This window comes from Pseudoalteromonas shioyasakiensis, assembly GCF_022398475.1.
Lineage (GTDB): Bacteria > Pseudomonadota > Gammaproteobacteria > Enterobacterales > Alteromonadaceae > Pseudoalteromonas.
Genome location: NZ_JAKEVM010000093.1, coordinates 1 through 18395 on the forward strand (window position 1 = coordinate 1; position 18395 = coordinate 18395).

Consider the following 18395-nt stretch of genomic DNA (forward strand, 5'->3'; position numbering starts at 1 on the left):
ACCTAAAATCGGTTATATATTTTATTCCTAAAAAACAACATTTAAATGAAAAAATATTCTTGACCAACTTAAATAACACCTGTTTAATATATGGGCAACATAATTTTAAAGTTCATAAGTCTCAATTGGGTAAGTAGTCCAGCAAAGCATATAAATATAAGGACGGGAAACAATGAAACAACATGCATCCACACTCGCAATGAGCTATATAGCAAAAGCGACTAGCAATGCACTTCGCGCAAAGAAAACAGCCTTTACAGGTGTTGTTATGGCCGCTGCGCTAGCCAGCGCGCCAGCCTTTGCAAATCTAACCGGGGGGATCAAAGGTAAGGTATCATCACCAGAAGCACAGCAGTCACTGGCAGGGGTCACTGTTACAGCAAAAAGTAATGTGATGCCAAAACCACGTACCGTTGTTACGCGAGAAGACGGCAGCTACGACTTACCACAATTAAAACCAGGTACTTATGAACTGACTTTCACCGATAAAAACGGTGTAACTCAAACCATGACTGTGGATGTTTTACTTGAACAAACTTCGAGCCTAAACGTCACTATGGGTGGTGCTAACGAAAACGTTGAAGTCATCACGGTTACCGGCAGTAAATTATTCCGCCAAGGTAAGTCTGCACTGACTAACTCACTTGGTGAAGAAGCAATCAATAGCGTGCCAGTTGGACAAGATTACCGTGACCTATTAAAACTAGTACCGGGTGTTGAACTATCTGAAAACTCAACTCTTGGTCCGTCTGCGGGTGGTTCAGGGGTTGATAACTCGTATGGTTTTGATGGTGTTGATGTATCTCTACCTATGTTTGGTAACTTAGCATCAGAGCCATCAACTCATGACGTTGCTTACGTAACTATGGACCGCGGTGGTGCAAAAGCCGTTGGTTTTAACCGCTCAGGCGGCTTCTCAATCAATACGGTATCAAAATCAGGTACTGACGAATTCCACGGTAATGTTGAATACAAGGTTCAACCTAAAAGTTTAGTGGCAACACCAACAGGTCAAGAAAGCTATGAGCTAGATAAAAGCTGGTTAACAGCAAGTTTAGGCGGCCCGCTTATTGAAGATACCTTGTATTTTTATACTTCTTATTATCGCCCAGAAGAAGAGCGTACCAATAAAGATACTGCCTATGGTGCTGTAAAAGACTATAAGAGTGTTCGTGATGAGTACTTTGGTAAATTAACTTGGGCGCCTACTGACGATATTTTAATTAATATTTCACAACGTACTTCAGAGAAAACAGTTGAAGGCCGTTCTGTTGGTGCTTACGAGGCTGATAGTGTTTCTGTAGGTGATACAGCTGATCAAGATATCTTTACTTTAGATGGTTCGTGGCTCTTAGGTGATGCAACAACTCTTTCATTTCAATACAGTAAGTTAGAGCTAGAAACCGCAGGTAGGCCAGATACTGAATTATCAGTAATGCCTTCATTAACGAGCCAGCTTGACTTAAGTAACCTAACTGAAATGGGTTATTTCAGTGTACCTAGCTTATTAGATGCTGATGATAACTACACAGCAGAGCAGATTGCGGCATATAATGCAGGAGCAGCACCACTAATTGCACAATACGGTTATACCGAAGATGGTGAAATGCGAGGCGGCGGTGGTGTTGGCGCTTACTCTCGATACGATAATATCGACTTTTACCGTGATAGCTTTGAATTAAACCTAGAGCATGAATTTAGCTGGGGCGATACTTACCACACGTTACATGTCGGCGGTGAGTGGAAAGAAGGTAAAGAAGTACTGTCTCGCCTTTCAAACGGTTGGGGAACTATCTCTTACATTGGCGGCCTCGATGAAAGCTTAGAAGAAGGCAGCTCTGCGCCGGTTATTTACCGTGCTCGCGTACAACAAATGAGCTTAGTAGCAGGTGGAGAGGCGGTTTCTGCTATTAATTCAGAAATGGAAACACTGAACTTTGAAATCAACGATACCATTGAAGTAGGTGATTGGACATACAATGTGGGTGTACTCGTAAGCCGCGATACTTGGTATGGTCAAGGTCTTAAATCGGCATCTGGCACGCTCTCTGGTTATGAATTAGCACCAGGCGAAAAATACAAAATGTACCAAACAGATTGGTCAGATATGATCCAACCGCGTTTAGGTGTGAATTGGAATTATGCAGATCAAGACTCAGTATTTGCAAACTTCTCAATGTATAACCCTGAAGCAAGCTCATTAGCGCGAGCTGCATCTTGGGACCGTAATACCCGTGCCGAAATCGAAGTTGAATTTGATGAAGCGGGTAACGTAATTTACGCAGAGCCACGTCAAGGCTCATCAGGTAAAGTATTTGCTGATGATTTAACACCTCGTCAAATCAAAGAGTTTACACTTGGTACCACTAAATATGTGGGTTCTGATTTAGTATTACGTGCTCATGTTCGTCACCGTAAGGCATCGCATTTCTGGGAAGATATGCCAAACAATGCACGCTTAACTGACTACTCTGGCGTCGATGCTGATGGCGTACCACAACATATTGCAGATAAAGGTTTATATGTAGATAACCTAGATGAAATCCGTGATGAAATTGGTGGTTCATCTTATGTTATTGCCGAAGTAGATGGTGGTGAGACTAAATATTGGGAAGCCAGCATCGAAGCTGAATACCTAGGTGAAAACAGCTACATCAATGCTTCTTATGTTTGGAGTCATTACTACGGTAACTTCGACCAAGATAACACTACAGCAACAACAGATGCTAATACCTTCATTGGTTCATCGAACTATGGTGATGGCCGCGGCCGTTACCCTTGGGATTACAAATACGGCACACTATCAGGTGATAAACCGCATAAAGTAAAAGTGTATGGTTACTACACTGTGCCATGGGATGCGAACATCGGTGCATACTTTGTCTTCCAGTCGGGTAAACCTTGGGAAGCATGGGATGGTTCGATCTACGGTTACTCAAGTGGTACAACGCGTTACAGCGAGCCTGCAGGTAGTCGCCGTAGCCCAAGCCACTGGCAACTTGACTTAAACTACACCCAAGACTTTAAATTCTCAGGTGACATGGAACTACAATTCCGTGCTGATATCTTCAACGTATTTGACCGTCAAACAGGTTACAACAATAACCCTTATGTCTCGTCAGAAACCTTTGGTGAATATCGTAACTACTACAGCCCACGTCGCGTGCAGCTGTCGTTTAACTTCAAGTTCTAAGTTTATCAATCCTGTTGGGGGCCGCTATAGCGGCCCTTTTTTATGCCTTAAAAACAGTAAAAACTTAAATTGTACAAAATGCTTTTGCGGCATACATATTACTCGCTTCTTTCATAAAGTAGTCGAGTTGCACAGTTCGAATAATCGCTCTCGATTCGCTGTTACTTTCCCTTGCCTGCCAGTGCCAAGTTTTAAGCAACTCTCGCGACACATCGACAAATAGCCCTTCAGGGAAGCTCTCTACAAAACGGATATCGGTGGTATTACCTTGTTTATCAATAGTAATAATAAAGCGCGCACAGCCCGTCTGCTTAGATATTAAAGCTGCTTTAGGGTAACTGGGCTTTGTTGCATGTTTAAGTGTCCACAGCTGTTCTGCTGCGTTTTTATCATCACGAAGATCGAGTACATCGGTTGAGTTAGTTGTTGTAGTGTTTGGGAGTTGTGAGCAGCCAGCAAGTAATGTAAATGCAGCAATTAAATGAACTTTCATGCTATATCCTTGTAAATCAAGTTCATGAATATAACATAGCTTTTTATAGGCATAAAAAAACGAGGCAAGCGCCTCGTTCTTATTTATCTAGTTATCTAGTTATTATTGATACAGCAAATATGGGGAGCGCTTTCGCTTAAAAGCACTTAAGTCGGCTTGCCAGCTTTGCTTTATTTGCTGCTCAGTTTGGCCTGCTTCAATGGCTAAACGCAATTTATCAGTCCCTGCAAGTTTATCCATAAAATCAGCACGTTCAAAAAAAGTTTGCTCATTCGCAGTTAGCTTTTGATAAGCCGAAATAAACAAGCTTAAATCTAGGCCGTGAATATCAGCATCTCGTAAGTCTTGACCAAATACTTCGACCCCTTTGAATTTAGGGTGCATTGAAGCGCCTTTAATCGCCCTTGGCGTAAAGCTAAATTCGCCGAGTTTAACTGGCGAGTAACCAACAACTTGAAACGGAAAATCAGTGCCCCGGCCAATAGTCACAGGCGTAGCTTCAAAGAAACACAATGACGGATACAGCGCAATTGATTGGGCATTTGGTAAGTTAGGACTTGGCTTTATTGGTAGCTCATAAGCCATAGTGCGGTCATAATTCTCAACAGGCACTACACTCAGCTTAAGCTTATCAGCGTCATTTATCCAACCTTCGCCTTTGATCATCTGAGCAAGCTCAGCCACTGTCATACCGTGTAAAACAGGAATTTCGTGCATGCCAACAAATGAGCGAAATTGCGGATCAAGGATAGGTCCATCTACATAGGCTATATTCGGGTTAGGTCTATCGAGTACTACAACATGTTTACCATTTTCAGCGGCGGCTTCCATCACATAGTGCATTGAACTGATATAAGTGTAAAAACGCACACCAACATCTTGAATATCAAAAATAATGACATCTAGATCTGCAAGCATCTCAGGGCTTGGCTTTTTATTACTGCCATATATCGACACAACATCGATACCTGTCTTAGCATCTACTGTGCTTTTAACGTGAGCACCGGCGTCATGGTCGCCGCGAAAGCCATGCTCTGGGGCAAATATTTTGCTAACGACAACGCCTTTATCAAGTAATGCATCAACCAAATGTTGACCATTCACCACTGACGTTTGATTAACTACCAAACCAACACTTTTCCCTGTTAATGCAGGTACATAAGCTTGAAAATTGGCCGCGCCCACCTGTAAAGGCTGTGCATTTTTAGGCGCTTGTGTAGGTGTTTCTTGGCAACCTAAAAGCGCAAAACAACTAAGAACTAAAACAGCTAAAAAACGCATTATTCTTCAACCGCCTTACGTAAAAAACCACCCGCTTTTGACAATAACTGCTTTGCTTCAGGGGCTGGTTTTCCAGTTAACACAATTAAAATTGCTAGTTTGGCACTTTGCTCAGCTTGCTTTAATGCATCCACAGCTTGCTGCTGAGAACACTCTGTTGCTTGCATCACAATACGAATAGCACGAGCGTGCAGTTTTTCGTTACTGGCATTCACATCAACCATCAGGTTTTTATACACCTTGCCTGTGCGGATCATGCTAGCTGTGCTTAGCATATTCAACACCAGCTTCTGTGCCGTGCCCGATTTCATACGTGTAGAGCCAGTTACAGCTTCTGCACCCACCACGGGGCAAATGCCGATTTGTGGTAAACGCATCACCGCTGAATCAGGATTGCAAGTGACACCCACAGTGACACAACCAAGTGATTTAGCGTATTCAATTGCCGAGCAAACATAAGGAGTTCGACCGCTGGCGGCAATGCCAACCACGACATCTTTACTGGTTAAATTAGCATTTTTTAAGTCTTCAATAGCAAACGTGGTGCTATCTTCAGCGCCTTCTACGGCTTTTTTAACCGCGGTGTCACCACCAGCAATAATACCGAGCACTTGCTGATCGCTTACGCTATAAGTAGGTGCACATTCAACCGCATCCAAAATACCCAAACGACCACTGGTGCCAGCACCAATGTATATTAACCTGCCACCTTGTTGAAATGCTTCTACCACATGATCGACAGCTTCACTAATTTGTGGGATCACAAGTTTCACGGCACCCGCTACTTTGTGATCTTCATTATTGATTTTAGTGAGGATCTCAGTGGAGCTGAGCAGATCGATATCCAAAGTGTCAGGGTTTTGTCCTTCAGAGACAATACCGTTTAACTCTTCGAGTAACTCACGTTGTTGCTTAAAGACGTGCTCAGGGCTCATTGGGTTGTCCTTTTTCAATAATGTCATGGTAATGCTTTACCGCTAAAATGGCGGCACCAGTTAATGAATCTCCCTTACAAGGAGATAATTCGTTTTGTAAGGCAAGTGGCAATAACGGTTGGCTAACTTTCGCCAAACCACCAATTAAAATCACCGGTAACGGCGAGTTACCTCGGCTTTTATTTATTAACCTAACCACCGATTGGGTGTGCTCTGTTAATACCGCTTTTGCCGCCTCACAGTCGTTTTGTAAGCTAAACACCAACGGGCTAAATGCTGCATAATCCGCGGGTTTTGCTTGTTTAAGCCAACGACTAATTGTTTGACGAGTGCATCCTAGCTGCTCACTCAAACGAATCGTTAATCGGCTTTTTGGTAAATCGTAAATATCTATATCGTTTAATAATTGCTGCACAGCCATCAGGCCGATACGCGCACCACCGCCAAAATCATCAACGGTAAAACCCCAGCCACTCACCAGCTTAGTTTGCTTTTGAGCGTTTAATCTTGCGCCGACGGCACCGGTGCCAAGTGCAATAACCACACATGGTTCACCAAGATTAGCACCATATAATGACGTAATTGCATCACTGGTAATTTGCAAACTGGCAAATTCTATTTCGTAAACCAGCTTGAGCATCACTGTTAATTGTTCAGCAAGGCTCTGCGATGAGCCACCAGCAACCCCCATAACGGTGACGATTTCACTAGGCTCAGCGCCACTTTGCTGGCATACATCACGGGTCACTTTAACAATGTTTTCTAACGCTAAATCAAGATCATTCGAAATTGATGCCGAACCCGCCTGGGCACGAAAAGTCGCGCCACTTGCCTGCTCTTTTAGCTCTGCTAACACTTTGGTGCCGCCACCATCGATGGCTAAAACATAGCGTACAGCCATTTACGCACTCTTCTCGTGCGCCGCTTTACCAAGGCAACACACCAGTGTTGCGAGCAATGTACCTATGCATAGCTGCCAAGTAAATCCTAAGTAAAAGCGCATTGATTCGGGTAGTAACCAGTCAATCATGTACGGCTGCATTAATAAGGTCACCACAAAGCCCGCTATTAGTGCTGCTAACACTGAGCCTTCACTGCCTCGTTTGGTGAACAAGGTAGTAAAATACACACCTAACAAACCGCTGTACGAAAATACCATTACACTTAGCGCAAATTTTAATAATGGCATATCACTGTATTGCTGCCAGAAATAACAAAGAATAGCCATCAGCGCTAAGGCAAGGCTCACTAGTGCCATACCCACACGACCCGCTTTTACAAAGTGATGATCGCTTACTTGCTTGTTATGTTTTTCTAAATACGGGCGATAGATATCTTGTACGATGACTGAAGACATCGAACTAAGCCCAGAGTTCAAAGTAGAAATAGCAGCTGCAATAATACCCACGCTGACTAAACCTTTAACCCCGGCTGGTACTTCGTTTAATACGTAGTACATAAAGATAGTGATTTTTTCGCCGTTAAATTCTTGTACGACCGTTTGCCCAGCTTCGTTATTCATTAGTGCAGGTTGCTGATAAACAATATAAAGCAGCAAACCAATAAAGATAAAAATAGCCATAACCGGGATCACCATCACCACCGATAGTAATAACGCTTTACTGCCTTCTTTTGGACTTTTACAGGTTAATAAACGCTGCGTCATATCTTGGTCTAAACCAAATGCGGCGATGTTTAATAGCACAAACCCCGTTAACACAGAGGCCATGTTAAATACCCCTGACGGGCCAAAGTCTAAATCAAATTTAAACAGCGCAAGTTTTGAATCTGCACCAGGACTTGGTTCATTCAGCGTTGCAATAATGGTTGAAAAGTCAGCCGGAATAACATTCAACAAGCACCAAATAACCGCAATAGCCGCACTGACATAAACGATACTTTGCAGTACATCAGAATAAATAACGCTGCGAATGCCACCCAAAAAGGTATAAAGCAGACCCGCCAGCGCCAGCACTAAAGTCGCGATAACCACACTATCGGCATCGATATTGCCATATAGAATCATCGCCACCGCAATAGCGGCCATGTATAAACGAGCACCACTGGCAAACACACGGCCAAATAAATACATCATGCCACTACGGCGCTTGGCCTTTGGCCCGATACGTTTTTCAAGCAGTTCATATACAGTGAACACTTTTTGCTGGTAGAACTTTGGAATTAAAAACGCCGACACCACAAATGCCGCAATAAACGCACCGATATTAGTCGCAAGGTAAGAAAAGTCACCTTGATAGCCTTGATCTGGCCCACCAATAAACGTTGCCGCAGATTGCGAAGTCGCTAAAACAGAAATAGCCACCATCCAAGTTGGCATACTATTTCCGCCTAGAAAAAAATCTTGGCTTGAGTTAGCGCGTTTGCGATTAAACCACCAGCCACTTAACAATAAAATTGCACCGTAACTTGCGAATACTAGCCAATCGAGAAAAGCGTAATTTGCACTCATTTATTATCCTAACCCAAACCTCAATGGAATATATTATTCCACCATTATGACAAAATTAAAATACTTTTATTTTATTATTTTTATTTAGCTAAGTTAGGTAATTGCCACTGACTTTGCTTTTGTTGATATTGCGCTTTGGTCAAGCTGACTAATAACGGTTTTTTACGCTCATCTAACCAAGCAAGTAACGCATCCATATCGCTTTCTGTCATTGCTGTACAACCTGCTGTTGGCTTACTTGGTGCCCGCCATAAATGCATAAAGATACAACTGCCCGCACCATTGATATTGCTTGGGTTATGCTTAACAACAATGCCTTTTTTATAAAGGTTATCTTGACTGTAAATATCACGACGCATCCATTCTGAAGAGTCTTTTACGGCGTCTTCACCTACTTGTGCTTTATCAACCAACTGGTTATAAAACGGTGAGCCTTTCACATCAATACAATAATCATTTGCTGTCATTGCTTGATAACTGAGGTTTGTTTGCAATGAATCTAAATAACCAAAAGCAGTACCAAGCTCAAAAATACCTGCTGGCGCTTTACCATCACCTTCTTGTTTTTGCTGACCCGGTTGTGCAGGATGCAGCCCCACTCCCCATGCAAGGCCAGTACGACCCAGTACCACCGCGTGTTGCTGACCTTGTTGTTGCCAGCTGCCAGCGGTTTTTTCAAAGCGATACAAGGTGGCATCAATGGCATCACTATCATTGGCCACCACCACCACGAGCTGTTGATGACTGTTATCAATAACAGGTTTAGGTAACTCTTTGCTGGCACAAGCCGATAAACTCATAACTGCAATAAGACTGACTAGTTTTTTCATGCTGGCCATACTCCGTTTGTAATTAGTTCAAGCCCCGTTATTGATTCAATGCCAAGACCCGGGGCATCCGATAAGCGTATTTGTGGACCGCTAAATTCAACGCCCCCTTGCACTGGGTCATACTGACCAAGGGCTGGGCCATCTAAATCGATTTTACTGATTTGCTGCGCTTTGGCAGAGGCTAAATGTGCAGCACCAGCTACGGCAATACTGCCCTCTAGCATACAACCAATCATACACTCTGCTTGGTATTGGGCTGTGATATTAGCAATCTCAATTGCTCGGCTTAAGCCGCCCGTTTTCATTAATTTAATATTGATAATATCAACTGCGCCAAGCTCTAAAAGTTGGATCACTTGCTTAGGTGAAAAGGCGCTTTCATCGGCCATAATCGGGGTATTCACTCGCTTAGTAATATATTTGAGACCTTGAATATCACTGCTTTTTACTGGCTGCTCAACCAACTCTAATACCACGCCGGCTTGCTCAAGTTGCTGCAGTGCAAACACAGTTTGTTTGGCACTCCAGCCTTGGTTTACATCTAAACGCAGCTGCGCCTTAGCGGCAAACCCTGCATGGATTGCTTTTACTCGTTCAATATCTTGATTAAGGTTATTACCGATTTTTATTTTCAATACATCAAAACCTTGCTCAACCGCTCGCTGACAATCACTGAGCATTTTATCTATGTTATCGACACTAATGGTGATATCGGTTTTCAGCGCTGACTTACCACCACCAAGTAGCTTATACAAAGGCGCTTGATAGAGCTTGCCCCATAAGTCGTAAACCGCTAACTCCAAAGCCGCTTTTGCACTACTGTTACCAACCACCGTAGATTGAATAATGTGGGTAAGCTGATTGATGTTTTCGATTTCTTGCCCCACTAATTTAGGGGCAATAAACTGCTGAATGACCGCGATCATTCCTTGATGGGTATCACCTGTAATAACCGGTGTTGAAGCCGCAGAGCCATAGCCAATTTGGCCACATTCGGTGTCGATTAAAACCACTAAATCCTCAATAAAACTCACTTCTCTCAGTGCTGTTTTAAATGTGGTAACTAATGGCACTTTGAGCTTTGCAAAGCGAACAGCTTTAATTTTCATAATGGCCTCTAGCGAATACGCTTAATGTTATAAACACGATCTAAGTAGCTGGTTTCTTGAGATAATCTAAGTGGCAATAATGGTGTGACCGACACCCCATTCAAGGCACTATTATAAAAACTGCCATCGCCTTTGTTATAACCTAAGCCTTTAACGTCATGAATAACATAAGGCTCACCATGATGCTCTCCTAAGTACATCATTACATGACCCGGAATATAAATAAGATCGCCAATCGCCATATTTTTAACCGTCGGTAACTTATCATCTGCCGCAGTATTTTTATCAAAGCGATTATTTTGCCCGTATTCACTACTACCTTGCTGGCCTGAATTACGCGGCATTAGTAGGCCAAAGCTCTTATAAATTTCACCAACAAAGCCAGTACAGTCACGACCATTGTAATCATGGCCCCAACCATAGCGCTCGCCTAAAAACTTAAAGCCTTGTTTAATGAGATTCTGCTCGTTGTAGTCTAGGTAGCCTAAATTTACATCGGCAGTTTTACTTATCATTGCAGGTTTAATAACAAGTTTGCCTTGCTCATCGCGGGTAGGTAACTGTACAACATGGCTAGCATAGCTGTTTTGGCCGTTGAGCAAATACGGTACTTGCTCACTATCAACTAATGGTAAGCGTACTCCCATATCGAGCTGAACTTCTGAGAGGGTTTCATCGTTTGGCACATAAGCAGTATTGACCTTTGCACCGGTTACCACCAAAAAGTTATCTTGTTCGCGATAAGCTTTTATTTTATCTGCATCAGCAAAGGCAAGATCTTCGGCAGGCGTCCACGCAAGATAGTTGTAAGCACGTACTAACAACCATTTTTTATCTGCGCTTTGATGTAATACAGCAACCGCTTCGCCCGGAAACATACCGCTTTCTTGAAAGCGATCTAAGTCTTGATCAAGGCCGCTATTTAAAACCCGATCCCAAGTTGGAAAAGTACGTAATGCAGTGCGCTTAACGACCACAGCAAAGCGTACCTCATTGTTATCTATGACCTTGTTAAGGTTTAAATTAGCCTGATATTTAGCAAAGTCTTTCGCGGTGAGTTGTCGGCCATCGGTAAAAAAGCGCGGGCTTTTTGGAATTGAACTTGCTGAATGAATGGCGCTTGTTAGCTCGTCTTTAGTGAGCGATTTTTGAAATGAAAGAGGATCAACAATATATTTATTTTCTTTAATTAATTTCTCGTTGAAGGCTGCAATTTGCGCCTCAGCCATGATCACTTTTGCCGATGCACCTTGTGCTAGCCAGTAGCTAGGCGAAAGCTGTGACTGCGTGACCCCGATAACATCTGATTGCCAACCCTCAGCATGCATAGGTGCACTAAAAGCAACACCTAAAGTAATTGATAAAGCGATAATTGAACGACGCATAGCTGTACCTTAATTCTTATTGAACGCGTTAATCTAATAATTTTGTAAAAGCATGCTGCAACTTTTGCTGCATTTGCTTACCGACTATTGGCAAATTGGCTTCGTCGGCCCCCGAAGTTGACTGCTGTACACTAAACGTAAACTCACGGCCACCTTGGTAATTGCCTAAACACACATGTGCCAACATTACGGTTTCTGTGGTGGAGCGCGTTTCACTTGGCCCCCAGCCAATTTTTTGCCAAACACGCCATTGCCCATCCGTTGCGCTATCGAGCACTTCTTTTGCTGAGCGACTATCATTGGGAGCAATAACATTTGCCAATGCATTTGTAACGATATGACTGATACCCACCATCATACCGCCTACAGGAGCATGTTCATCTGTATGACCTGTGCCGTTAAGTAACACATCAACATCACTTGCTTGTAAAAAAGGCATTTGCGTACTTGGTTCACGCTGATGACTAACCAGACGTTTTAACCATTCCGCTTGAGCAAGTGTGGTCATTGCTTTGTTGCCCGTTAAACCACAGCTCTCACAACGATACCCTAAATAGCTAGGATCATCACTGCTTGCTTTGAACCGAGCTATCTTTGCATCAAGCTCATTATTGACAAGGTTATGCCAGTATTCGTCTGATGGCATAAACTGCTCTGAGCCATATGCGCCGTTAAATAACAAACGCTGATCCTGTAGTTTTAGCCAGCCTTCATTAAAAAGCCCACGCAAATATTCGCGCCCTGCGACATTGACAAAATAACTGGCTATCGCATTTGAATTACCATCGGCTTTACCAAATGCTTCGTAACTATTAATACTGCTGATCAAATCAGCCAGTGCTGTATCACCGGCAAATGAAGCTGCACCAAGCTCAGGGTGGGTTTGCCTTACTTTTGACAGCGCACCGCTAAACGCTTGAATTTTTGATGAACCCCAAGGTTCATACAACTCATTGTGGCTGCCGTCACTTAAATACCGGTAAGCTAATTGCCCTGCTTGAACTTGATAATCAATTAGGAGTAGCTTGCCCGGTTGCTCTGGGGCTAAAAAATACTGCCAATCGGCCGCAACTCTGTTTTGCCAACCTGTTTGCTGGTAATTAACCTCAGCCGCTGATTTATAGCTTTGCAGCTTAGTTTCACTCTCAAGCGATAAACAACCGGTATTCGTTAAATCGTCTGGCAAAATAGCAGGCGCTAACATCACCTGCTCAAAGTATTGTTGCTCGGTTAACGGGGCTGTTTCTGTGCTAGTTTGACAACCAGCCAAGAGGATCAAGCCGCAACTTATAGCCAGCCTGTTTTGATATGCACCTTTCGCATACATAAAATAAAATTCCCACTTGTTATTATTTTTGGAATATTTTATTAAATCTAACACAAATTGACCGTGAAGCAAATTAACTCGGTTTTATTGAGTAAAGGATTTGAAACAGTGAGGATTTAGGTGAAGTTGAGTGTGAAACTACACTCAACCTCTTAAGAGATTAAAGAACTTGCTCAGTGTATTTTTGTAAGTCAGTGATCAAATCACGATATAGCGTTGAGCTTTTATCCTTAATGCGGTCGAGAAAGAAATCGTCAGCAATATGGGTGATTTTTTGACGCTTCTTTTTATCGCTTAATTTGCTTTGCACAACATCCATCAGTTCGGCTATTTTCTCACGTTCATAGCCGTTTAAAGAGGGATCTGTGCTGATATCTTTTAGCATGATTAATGAGTCTATTGTTGAGCCATTTAGGGTTACCGTTAACGCTTTTGCTAAGCTTGGTAACCAGGGTTTTTCAATCTGCTCACCAATCACATAAAACATGTTTTGTGCTGTCGCTAGGTCACCATCACGTACTGCAACACTGCCAATAATAAGATAAGAAATAAGCTGCTCTTTTGGATAGCTCTGGCTCACTGTCGCAAACAAAGGATCGGTGCGAATGAAGTCAGCTTTTTGTTTAGCCATTTTACGCCAGCCTTTGTTATAAAAAGCCAAAGACTGAGCACTGTATGCTAAATATTTACCCCGCATATCAGTCGCTTTAGCAAGCGCTAAGTCGCTTTCAGCAATTGCAAAATCTTTACTTACACCAAGGCTCAAAATGTAGCTCATCATGGCATGAGTCAGTGTTGGCTCAATTGCACCTATTTGCTCTAACTGTTCTTTTTGCAGTTTGTTATAACCATAAGCAATGGTATCGACACTGGTATTCGACACTCCCCTGTACGTTTCATAACTAAAACTATCTTGTAGATCAGCATATTGTTGTTGCTCAGTCTTTGTTGATTTGCAACCACTTAGTAAAGCGACACAAAACAGCGAGCACGCTGCTAATTTAACAAAAGGGATGCTATTTAAAGCGGTCATCAATAATTCCTTTTTCTACTTCTATGGCATCATGTGCCAAACCTTGGTATATCGGGCTATGGATTCTACTTAACGAGAATATAATATTACTGTCATCGACAACGCTTATTGCATGCTCTGATGCATTGATTTGCACACCAGCACCATCAAATCGGCTTTCATTCAGTTTTACACCTTGTTGTGCCGTAATAGTGACATTGGTTAGTTCAACCACAGAACGCTTAATATTTAAAGCGAGTTTAGCCCCTGATAAGCTTACATTTTCTAATCTCACTAAAGAATCTTTAATACGGATAGATTCAGCAACCACATTTTTAAGTAACACATTATTACAGTCTTCAATGATCATATGTCGGTAATGGCCTGAAAACTCGCGGCTGTGCTGATCTTCACAATGAAATGTTTCGATTTGTTTATCAGAAACTTCTGCACTGGCTGCTTTTTTAACTTCCCCAGTAAATGCACGATTTAATAAAGCTAAAAACTGGCTGGGCTGTTGCTTCATTGGCACATGGCCCACATCAGGCAAAGTAGCTAAATCACTGTTGATTAGCTGGCTGTTCAATACTTTTGCAGTTCGTAATGGAGCTACTGCATCTTCTTCACCCCAAATAATATGTGTTTCTATTTTCAGATTGCTGACAATCTCGCTAAAGTCTTCTTCAACTAAACTCAGCGCTGCATTCATATTTGGTGTTTCACCCATTACTAGCTTCCACGCACCATCACTACGCTGCAATAACTCTGTCAGGTATGAATCAATCGCCCCTTCTTCAATGAGTCCGGTTGTAAAATCATTGAGCTGAGCTAACTTAGTTGAGAGAAATTTAGGTAGCTTAGTATTAGGCTTAGGTACGTTGGAGATAGGCTTTATAAATGCCACTTTATGTAAGATACCCGCTGCGTCGACTAGCACCAGTTTATTGAGTTTCTCCGGGTATTTGCCAGCAAAATACAGGCTGACCGCGCCCCCCATCGAATGACCCACAACCGTGGTTGGTTCAGCAATATAGTGATCGACCACTTCCGCCAGTACAGCAGCATAATTGCGAGGAGAGTAACGCCCTTCGGGGCTTTCTGAGTGAGCAAAACCAGGTAAATCAATCGCAATAACATGATAATGCTTAGTGAGTTCAGGAATAACCCCAAACCAATCTTGCATACCTAATACGCCTAAACCATGCACAAGCAGCAAAGGCGGCGACTTTTTATCACCGGCCTCTAAGACCAAAATTGATGAATTAAATACGGACTCTTGGTAAGTACTAAACAACCAATCTGCTTTAATAGGAGATTCAAATTTGAGTGCTTGGATTTGCTTTTGGTTTAATGGTGTTGATTGCGATACAACTGGCTCGCTTTGCGCAGCAAACGAACCAAGCAAAATGCAATAAAAAAAGAATAAATGAAATAGACGCAAGGGATATTGGTTTAATTATTATTATATTAGCGAGATTGTACCCTTTGTCGGTTAAATGTAAATAATGCATGAGCATGAACCTTACATTGAGAAATGCTTATTCTGGGATAGATAGCAAGATGTGAGAGGTGTAGATCATCATTCATGGCGACAGTATCGTGATACGCGCGAAACAAGTTTCACGCCTACGGGGTGCATTTTTTATATTTTGAGTTGGGATTTAATTTGTGGTGTGGAAGCATGATGTTCGCGACTAAAGTCGCTCCTACCCTGTAGGTCGTCATTTATGGCGACAGCATCGTGATACGCGCGAAACAAGTTTCACGCCTACGGGGGCATTTGTATTTTGAGTTGAGGGTTTAATTTGTGGTGAAGAAACTGTGATGCTCGCGACTGAAGTCGCTCTTGTAATTGCTGAGATGATATTTGCACTGTTAAGGTACCACACATATAAATTCAGAATTATTTAATTCGATAAATTAAAGGCGAAAAAATACTGAGTTGACTATTTATTCTTGCGGTTAAGCAAAATAACATTTGAACTTTCTGAATTAGAAAAGACGATATCTAATAGTCCATCATTATTCAAATCACCTAAACTAACACCGTAAGTGTCATTTGCCTCTGTAGTTAATTCAACCAGTCTAAATTTACCATTTCCCAAATTATAAAGAGCGAAGTTAGTTTGTTCATCACCACCTACCACGACATCTAGGTCACCATCATCATCAAGATCGCCAGATGCCAAAGAGCGTGCGAATAAAGCCTTATCATTAATTATAATAGGCTGTTTGAAACTACCATTTGGTGTACCTACGATTAGTTTTATGTTGCCATTTAAATCGCCTAAAATTATATCTTGATAATCATCATTCGTGAACTCACCTATCAACGCCTGGCGATGATCTCCTTCGCTTCCAAGCAGTGGCTTACTAACAAATGAACCTTTTCCATCGTTGATTAATAAAACACTTGACTGATCATCCCTAAGTGCCGCAACTAGGTCAACATCACCATCGTAATCTATATCGCCCGCTACAACTCCAGTAGCCCCAATTACCGGTATAGGTAATTCATTAGAGTCTGAAAACGAACCTATCCCATTGCCAAAATACAGCCTACTCTTTCCCCGTCTAGGAACCACTACCAAGTCAACTTTTTTATCACCATTTAGGTCAGTTAGTACTGCTCCTCTGGCATAAGATCTGCTTTTAAGAAGGTATTTAGGTTCATCGAATGAGCCATCATTATTTGTATAGACTTCAATCGGCAAGTTGTCCCCAATAACAACTACATCTGAATCACCGTCTCCATCTAGATCACCTGAGCGCACGATATAAGAGGCTTTGTTTTTAGCACCCAGACGAAATGACTCAATCATGCGACCTCGTCCATCATTCAAGTAGATCATATTTGCCTGCGGCCAATGCCGACCATTTGCAACAACAATGTCCAAGTCGCCATCTCTATCAATGTCTACTAGTTCACTGTGCGCTGAAAGTCGACCCTCAATGTCAAATTCAAGAAAAGGGTGTGATCGAAAATCTGTAGCAAAACAGTTGGCGGGTAGCCATAAAAAAAGTACGATTTGACTAACCGGAAGTATTTTTAGAATTTTTAGTATCCGTGTCTCTAAACTATGTCCCATCAGTACACTCCTGTTAGTCTTTAACATAAAATCGTCATACCAATAAATATTTAGATACCCATCAACTCAATCTTAAATGAAGTTCAAAAAATGGAGTTACACCTTAAACCTATAGATGACTCCGTTGCTTCACTGATTAAAGTCCGAGCTGGCAGATTTACCTTGTTATCTAATTTTATATAATACCCTTTGTTCTCAAAGCCTCTAGAGTGATTTTCTTCCGCAGGGATAAGTCAGCTATGCTATTAATTGTTATATTTGTTGCAAAAAACCAAGTATCGTTTTTAGTTTCAATATACCCAACATACCAACCAACCTGGGGTTCAACGCGCTTTGCCCAGCCTGTCTTTGCCCTAATCACATATAAACTAGACTCTTCTTCAGTCATAATATCATTCAAGGTTTCATAAGAGGACAAACTGAATGGCAATGATCGCCTATAAACTTCTTTTAAAAAGTCCACTTGTTCATTAGCGCTATTCTTTAAACTGCCATCTAACCAGAACGTAGTTTCATTAAAAACTTCACTAATTTGGCCATAACCCAGTGCATCAATATAAAAACGATATTTTTCAGCGCCAATTCTTTCAGCTATTCGTTGATAGCACCAAACGCATGACACTTTATATGCACTGGCCAACGTCTGATCTCCATTCCAAGAGCGAATACCATATTCCGTTCCATCCCACTTGATAATCGATTCTTTCTTTAAAACTATTTTTTCCTCTAGGGCGATCAATGAATTTAGTATTTTAAATGTAGAAGCAACAGCAAAACGCTGACCCGCACGACTTTCGTTATATATAAACTCTTTCTCACCACCAATTGAAGAAATCAATATCGTCCCTTCAGTTTCGTATCGATCAAATATTGCTGCCAGTTGGGCGTCCTCAGCTATCGAAGCAATAGAATAAAATAGGGTCAAAATAAAAATCAAAGTCTGTTTCATATAACCTCCAAAGGTGTGAGAGGTGTTCATAACATTTAATAATGCGCAAACCACGCATATTTCTGACTTGCAATCACGTACCTTCTCATAGGTAAGTTTTAACAAATTGATAATTAAGCTCAATGGTTGATTTACAGCTTTGCTGCTTATTTTCGTAATCAAATCCTAAACAACCTTAATTTGTTAATCCCTATAGCAAAATAATGGATGCTAACCTAACCTGCTCAAAGTGTTATTGATCGGTGTGCGGGCAACTTTCCCCTCCTCTGGCAGACTATTAAGTACATCCAGCCTTTTGTTTGTATCTTTCACATATATAAAA

At 41.9% G+C, this 18395-nt stretch carries 14 protein-coding genes; 1 reads left to right on the forward strand and 13 read right to left on the reverse strand.

Translation table 11 applies throughout. The features are described from left to right. Positions 1–172: 172 nt before the first annotated feature. A complete protein-coding gene (locus L1D51_RS14925) occupies positions 173–3193 on the forward strand; it encodes a carboxypeptidase regulatory-like domain-containing protein (RefSeq protein WP_239964008.1) in 3021 nt (1006 codons plus the stop codon). A gap of 64 nt (positions 3194–3257) precedes the next feature. Here L1D51_RS14925 and L1D51_RS14930 read toward each other — a convergent pair whose 3' ends face one another. From L1D51_RS14930 to blaOXA, 13 genes are all read right to left on the reverse strand, one after another. After that, positions 3258–3686, reverse strand: coding sequence for an energy transducer TonB (locus L1D51_RS14930; protein ID WP_239964009.1), 429 nt, complete (start codon positions 3684–3686; stop codon positions 3258–3260). A gap of 102 nt (positions 3687–3788) precedes the next feature. Beyond that, positions 3789–4967, reverse strand: a complete 1179-nt coding sequence (locus tag L1D51_RS14935) for an exo-beta-N-acetylmuramidase NamZ family protein (protein WP_239964010.1) — start codon at positions 4965–4967, stop codon at positions 3789–3791. Continuing rightward, positions 4967–5902, reverse strand: coding sequence for an N-acetylmuramic acid 6-phosphate etherase (gene murQ / locus L1D51_RS14940; protein WP_054560801.1), 936 nt, complete (start codon positions 5900–5902; stop codon positions 4967–4969). The genes L1D51_RS14935 and murQ overlap by 1 nt, the downstream gene beginning before the upstream one ends. Beyond that, complete coding sequence (locus L1D51_RS14945; protein ID WP_239964011.1) at positions 5892–6803, reverse strand: glucosamine kinase nucleotide-binding domain-containing protein; 912 nt, start codon at positions 6801–6803, stop codon at positions 5892–5894. Before L1D51_RS14945 ends, murQ begins: the two co-directional genes overlap by 11 nt. Continuing rightward, entirely contained in the window at positions 6804–8372 is a 1569-nt protein-coding gene (locus tag L1D51_RS14950) for a sodium:solute symporter (RefSeq protein ID WP_239964012.1), read from the reverse strand. It lies immediately after the preceding gene. Positions 8373–8452: 80 nt separating this feature from the next. Beyond that, positions 8453–9202: a L,D-transpeptidase family protein gene (locus L1D51_RS14955; RefSeq protein WP_166338091.1), complete on the reverse strand. Its 750-nt coding sequence runs from the start codon at positions 9200–9202 to the stop codon at positions 8453–8455. Next, positions 9199–10311 carry a dipeptide epimerase gene (locus L1D51_RS14960; RefSeq protein WP_239964013.1) on the reverse strand — a complete coding sequence of 371 codons (1113 nt, stop codon included), beginning with the start codon at positions 10309–10311 and terminating at the stop codon, positions 9199–9201. Before L1D51_RS14960 ends, L1D51_RS14955 begins: the two co-directional genes overlap by 4 nt. An 8-nt stretch (positions 10312–10319) precedes the next feature. Continuing rightward, the gene (locus L1D51_RS14965; RefSeq protein WP_239964014.1) at positions 10320–11696 is read right to left on the reverse strand and encodes an SH3 domain-containing protein; all 1377 of its coding nucleotides are present in this window, start codon (positions 11694–11696) and stop codon (positions 10320–10322) included. A 28-nt stretch (positions 11697–11724) separates the two neighbouring features. Continuing rightward, a complete protein-coding gene (locus L1D51_RS14970; RefSeq protein ID WP_239964015.1) occupies positions 11725–12966 on the reverse strand; it encodes a hypothetical protein in 1242 nt (413 codons plus the stop codon). A 217-nt stretch (positions 12967–13183) separates the two neighbouring features. After that, complete coding sequence (locus L1D51_RS14975) at positions 13184–14056, reverse strand: hypothetical protein (protein ID WP_239964016.1); 873 nt, start codon at positions 14054–14056, stop codon at positions 13184–13186. Then, on the reverse strand, positions 14040–15476 hold the full coding sequence (locus L1D51_RS14980; protein WP_239964017.1) for an alpha/beta fold hydrolase: 1437 nt from the start codon (positions 15474–15476) through the stop codon (positions 14040–14042). Before L1D51_RS14980 ends, L1D51_RS14975 begins: the two co-directional genes overlap by 17 nt. A gap of 505 nt (positions 15477–15981) precedes the next feature. After that, the gene (locus tag L1D51_RS14985; RefSeq protein WP_239964018.1) at positions 15982–17124 is read right to left on the reverse strand and encodes an FG-GAP repeat domain-containing protein; all 1143 of its coding nucleotides are present in this window, start codon (positions 17122–17124) and stop codon (positions 15982–15984) included. Between the two features lie 175 nt (positions 17125–17299). After that, positions 17300–18073 (reverse strand): class D beta-lactamase, encoded by a 774-nt coding sequence (gene blaOXA / locus L1D51_RS14990; RefSeq protein ID WP_239964019.1) that lies wholly within the window; start codon positions 18071–18073, stop codon positions 17300–17302. Positions 18074–18395: the final 322 nt, after the last annotated feature.

What these genes read in the sequence shown, in the direction of transcription:
- L1D51_RS14930 (WP_239964009.1), bottom strand. Translation starts at nt 3,686, where the DNA reads ATGAAAGTTCATTTAATTGCTGCATTTACATTACTTGCTGGCTGCTCA.
- L1D51_RS14925 (WP_239964008.1), top strand. Translation starts at nt 173, where the DNA reads ATGAAACAACATGCATCCACACTCGCAATGAGCTATATAGCAAAAGCG.
- L1D51_RS14955 (WP_166338091.1), bottom strand. Translation starts at nt 9,202, where the DNA reads ATGAAAAAACTAGTCAGTCTTATTGCAGTTATGAGTTTATCGGCTTGT.
- L1D51_RS14950 (WP_239964012.1), bottom strand. Translation starts at nt 8,372, where the DNA reads ATGAGTGCAAATTACGCTTTTCTCGATTGGCTAGTATTCGCAAGTTAC.
- L1D51_RS14985 (WP_239964018.1), bottom strand. Translation starts at nt 17,124, where the DNA reads ATGGGACATAGTTTAGAGACACGGATACTAAAAATTCTAAAAATACTT.
- L1D51_RS14975 (WP_239964016.1), bottom strand. Translation starts at nt 14,056, where the DNA reads ATGACCGCTTTAAATAGCATCCCTTTTGTTAAATTAGCAGCGTGCTCG.
- L1D51_RS14960 (WP_239964013.1), bottom strand. Translation starts at nt 10,311, where the DNA reads ATGAAAATTAAAGCTGTTCGCTTTGCAAAGCTCAAAGTGCCATTAGTT.
- L1D51_RS14965 (WP_239964014.1), bottom strand. Translation starts at nt 11,696, where the DNA reads ATGCGTCGTTCAATTATCGCTTTATCAATTACTTTAGGTGTTGCTTTT.
- L1D51_RS14945 (WP_239964011.1), bottom strand. Translation starts at nt 6,803, where the DNA reads ATGGCTGTACGCTATGTTTTAGCCATCGATGGTGGCGGCACCAAAGTG.
- blaOXA (WP_239964019.1), bottom strand. Translation starts at nt 18,073, where the DNA reads ATGAAACAGACTTTGATTTTTATTTTGACCCTATTTTATTCTATTGCT.
- murQ (WP_054560801.1), bottom strand. Translation starts at nt 5,902, where the DNA reads ATGAGCCCTGAGCACGTCTTTAAGCAACAACGTGAGTTACTCGAAGAG.
- L1D51_RS14935 (WP_239964010.1), bottom strand. Translation starts at nt 4,967, where the DNA reads ATGCGTTTTTTAGCTGTTTTAGTTCTTAGTTGTTTTGCGCTTTTAGGT.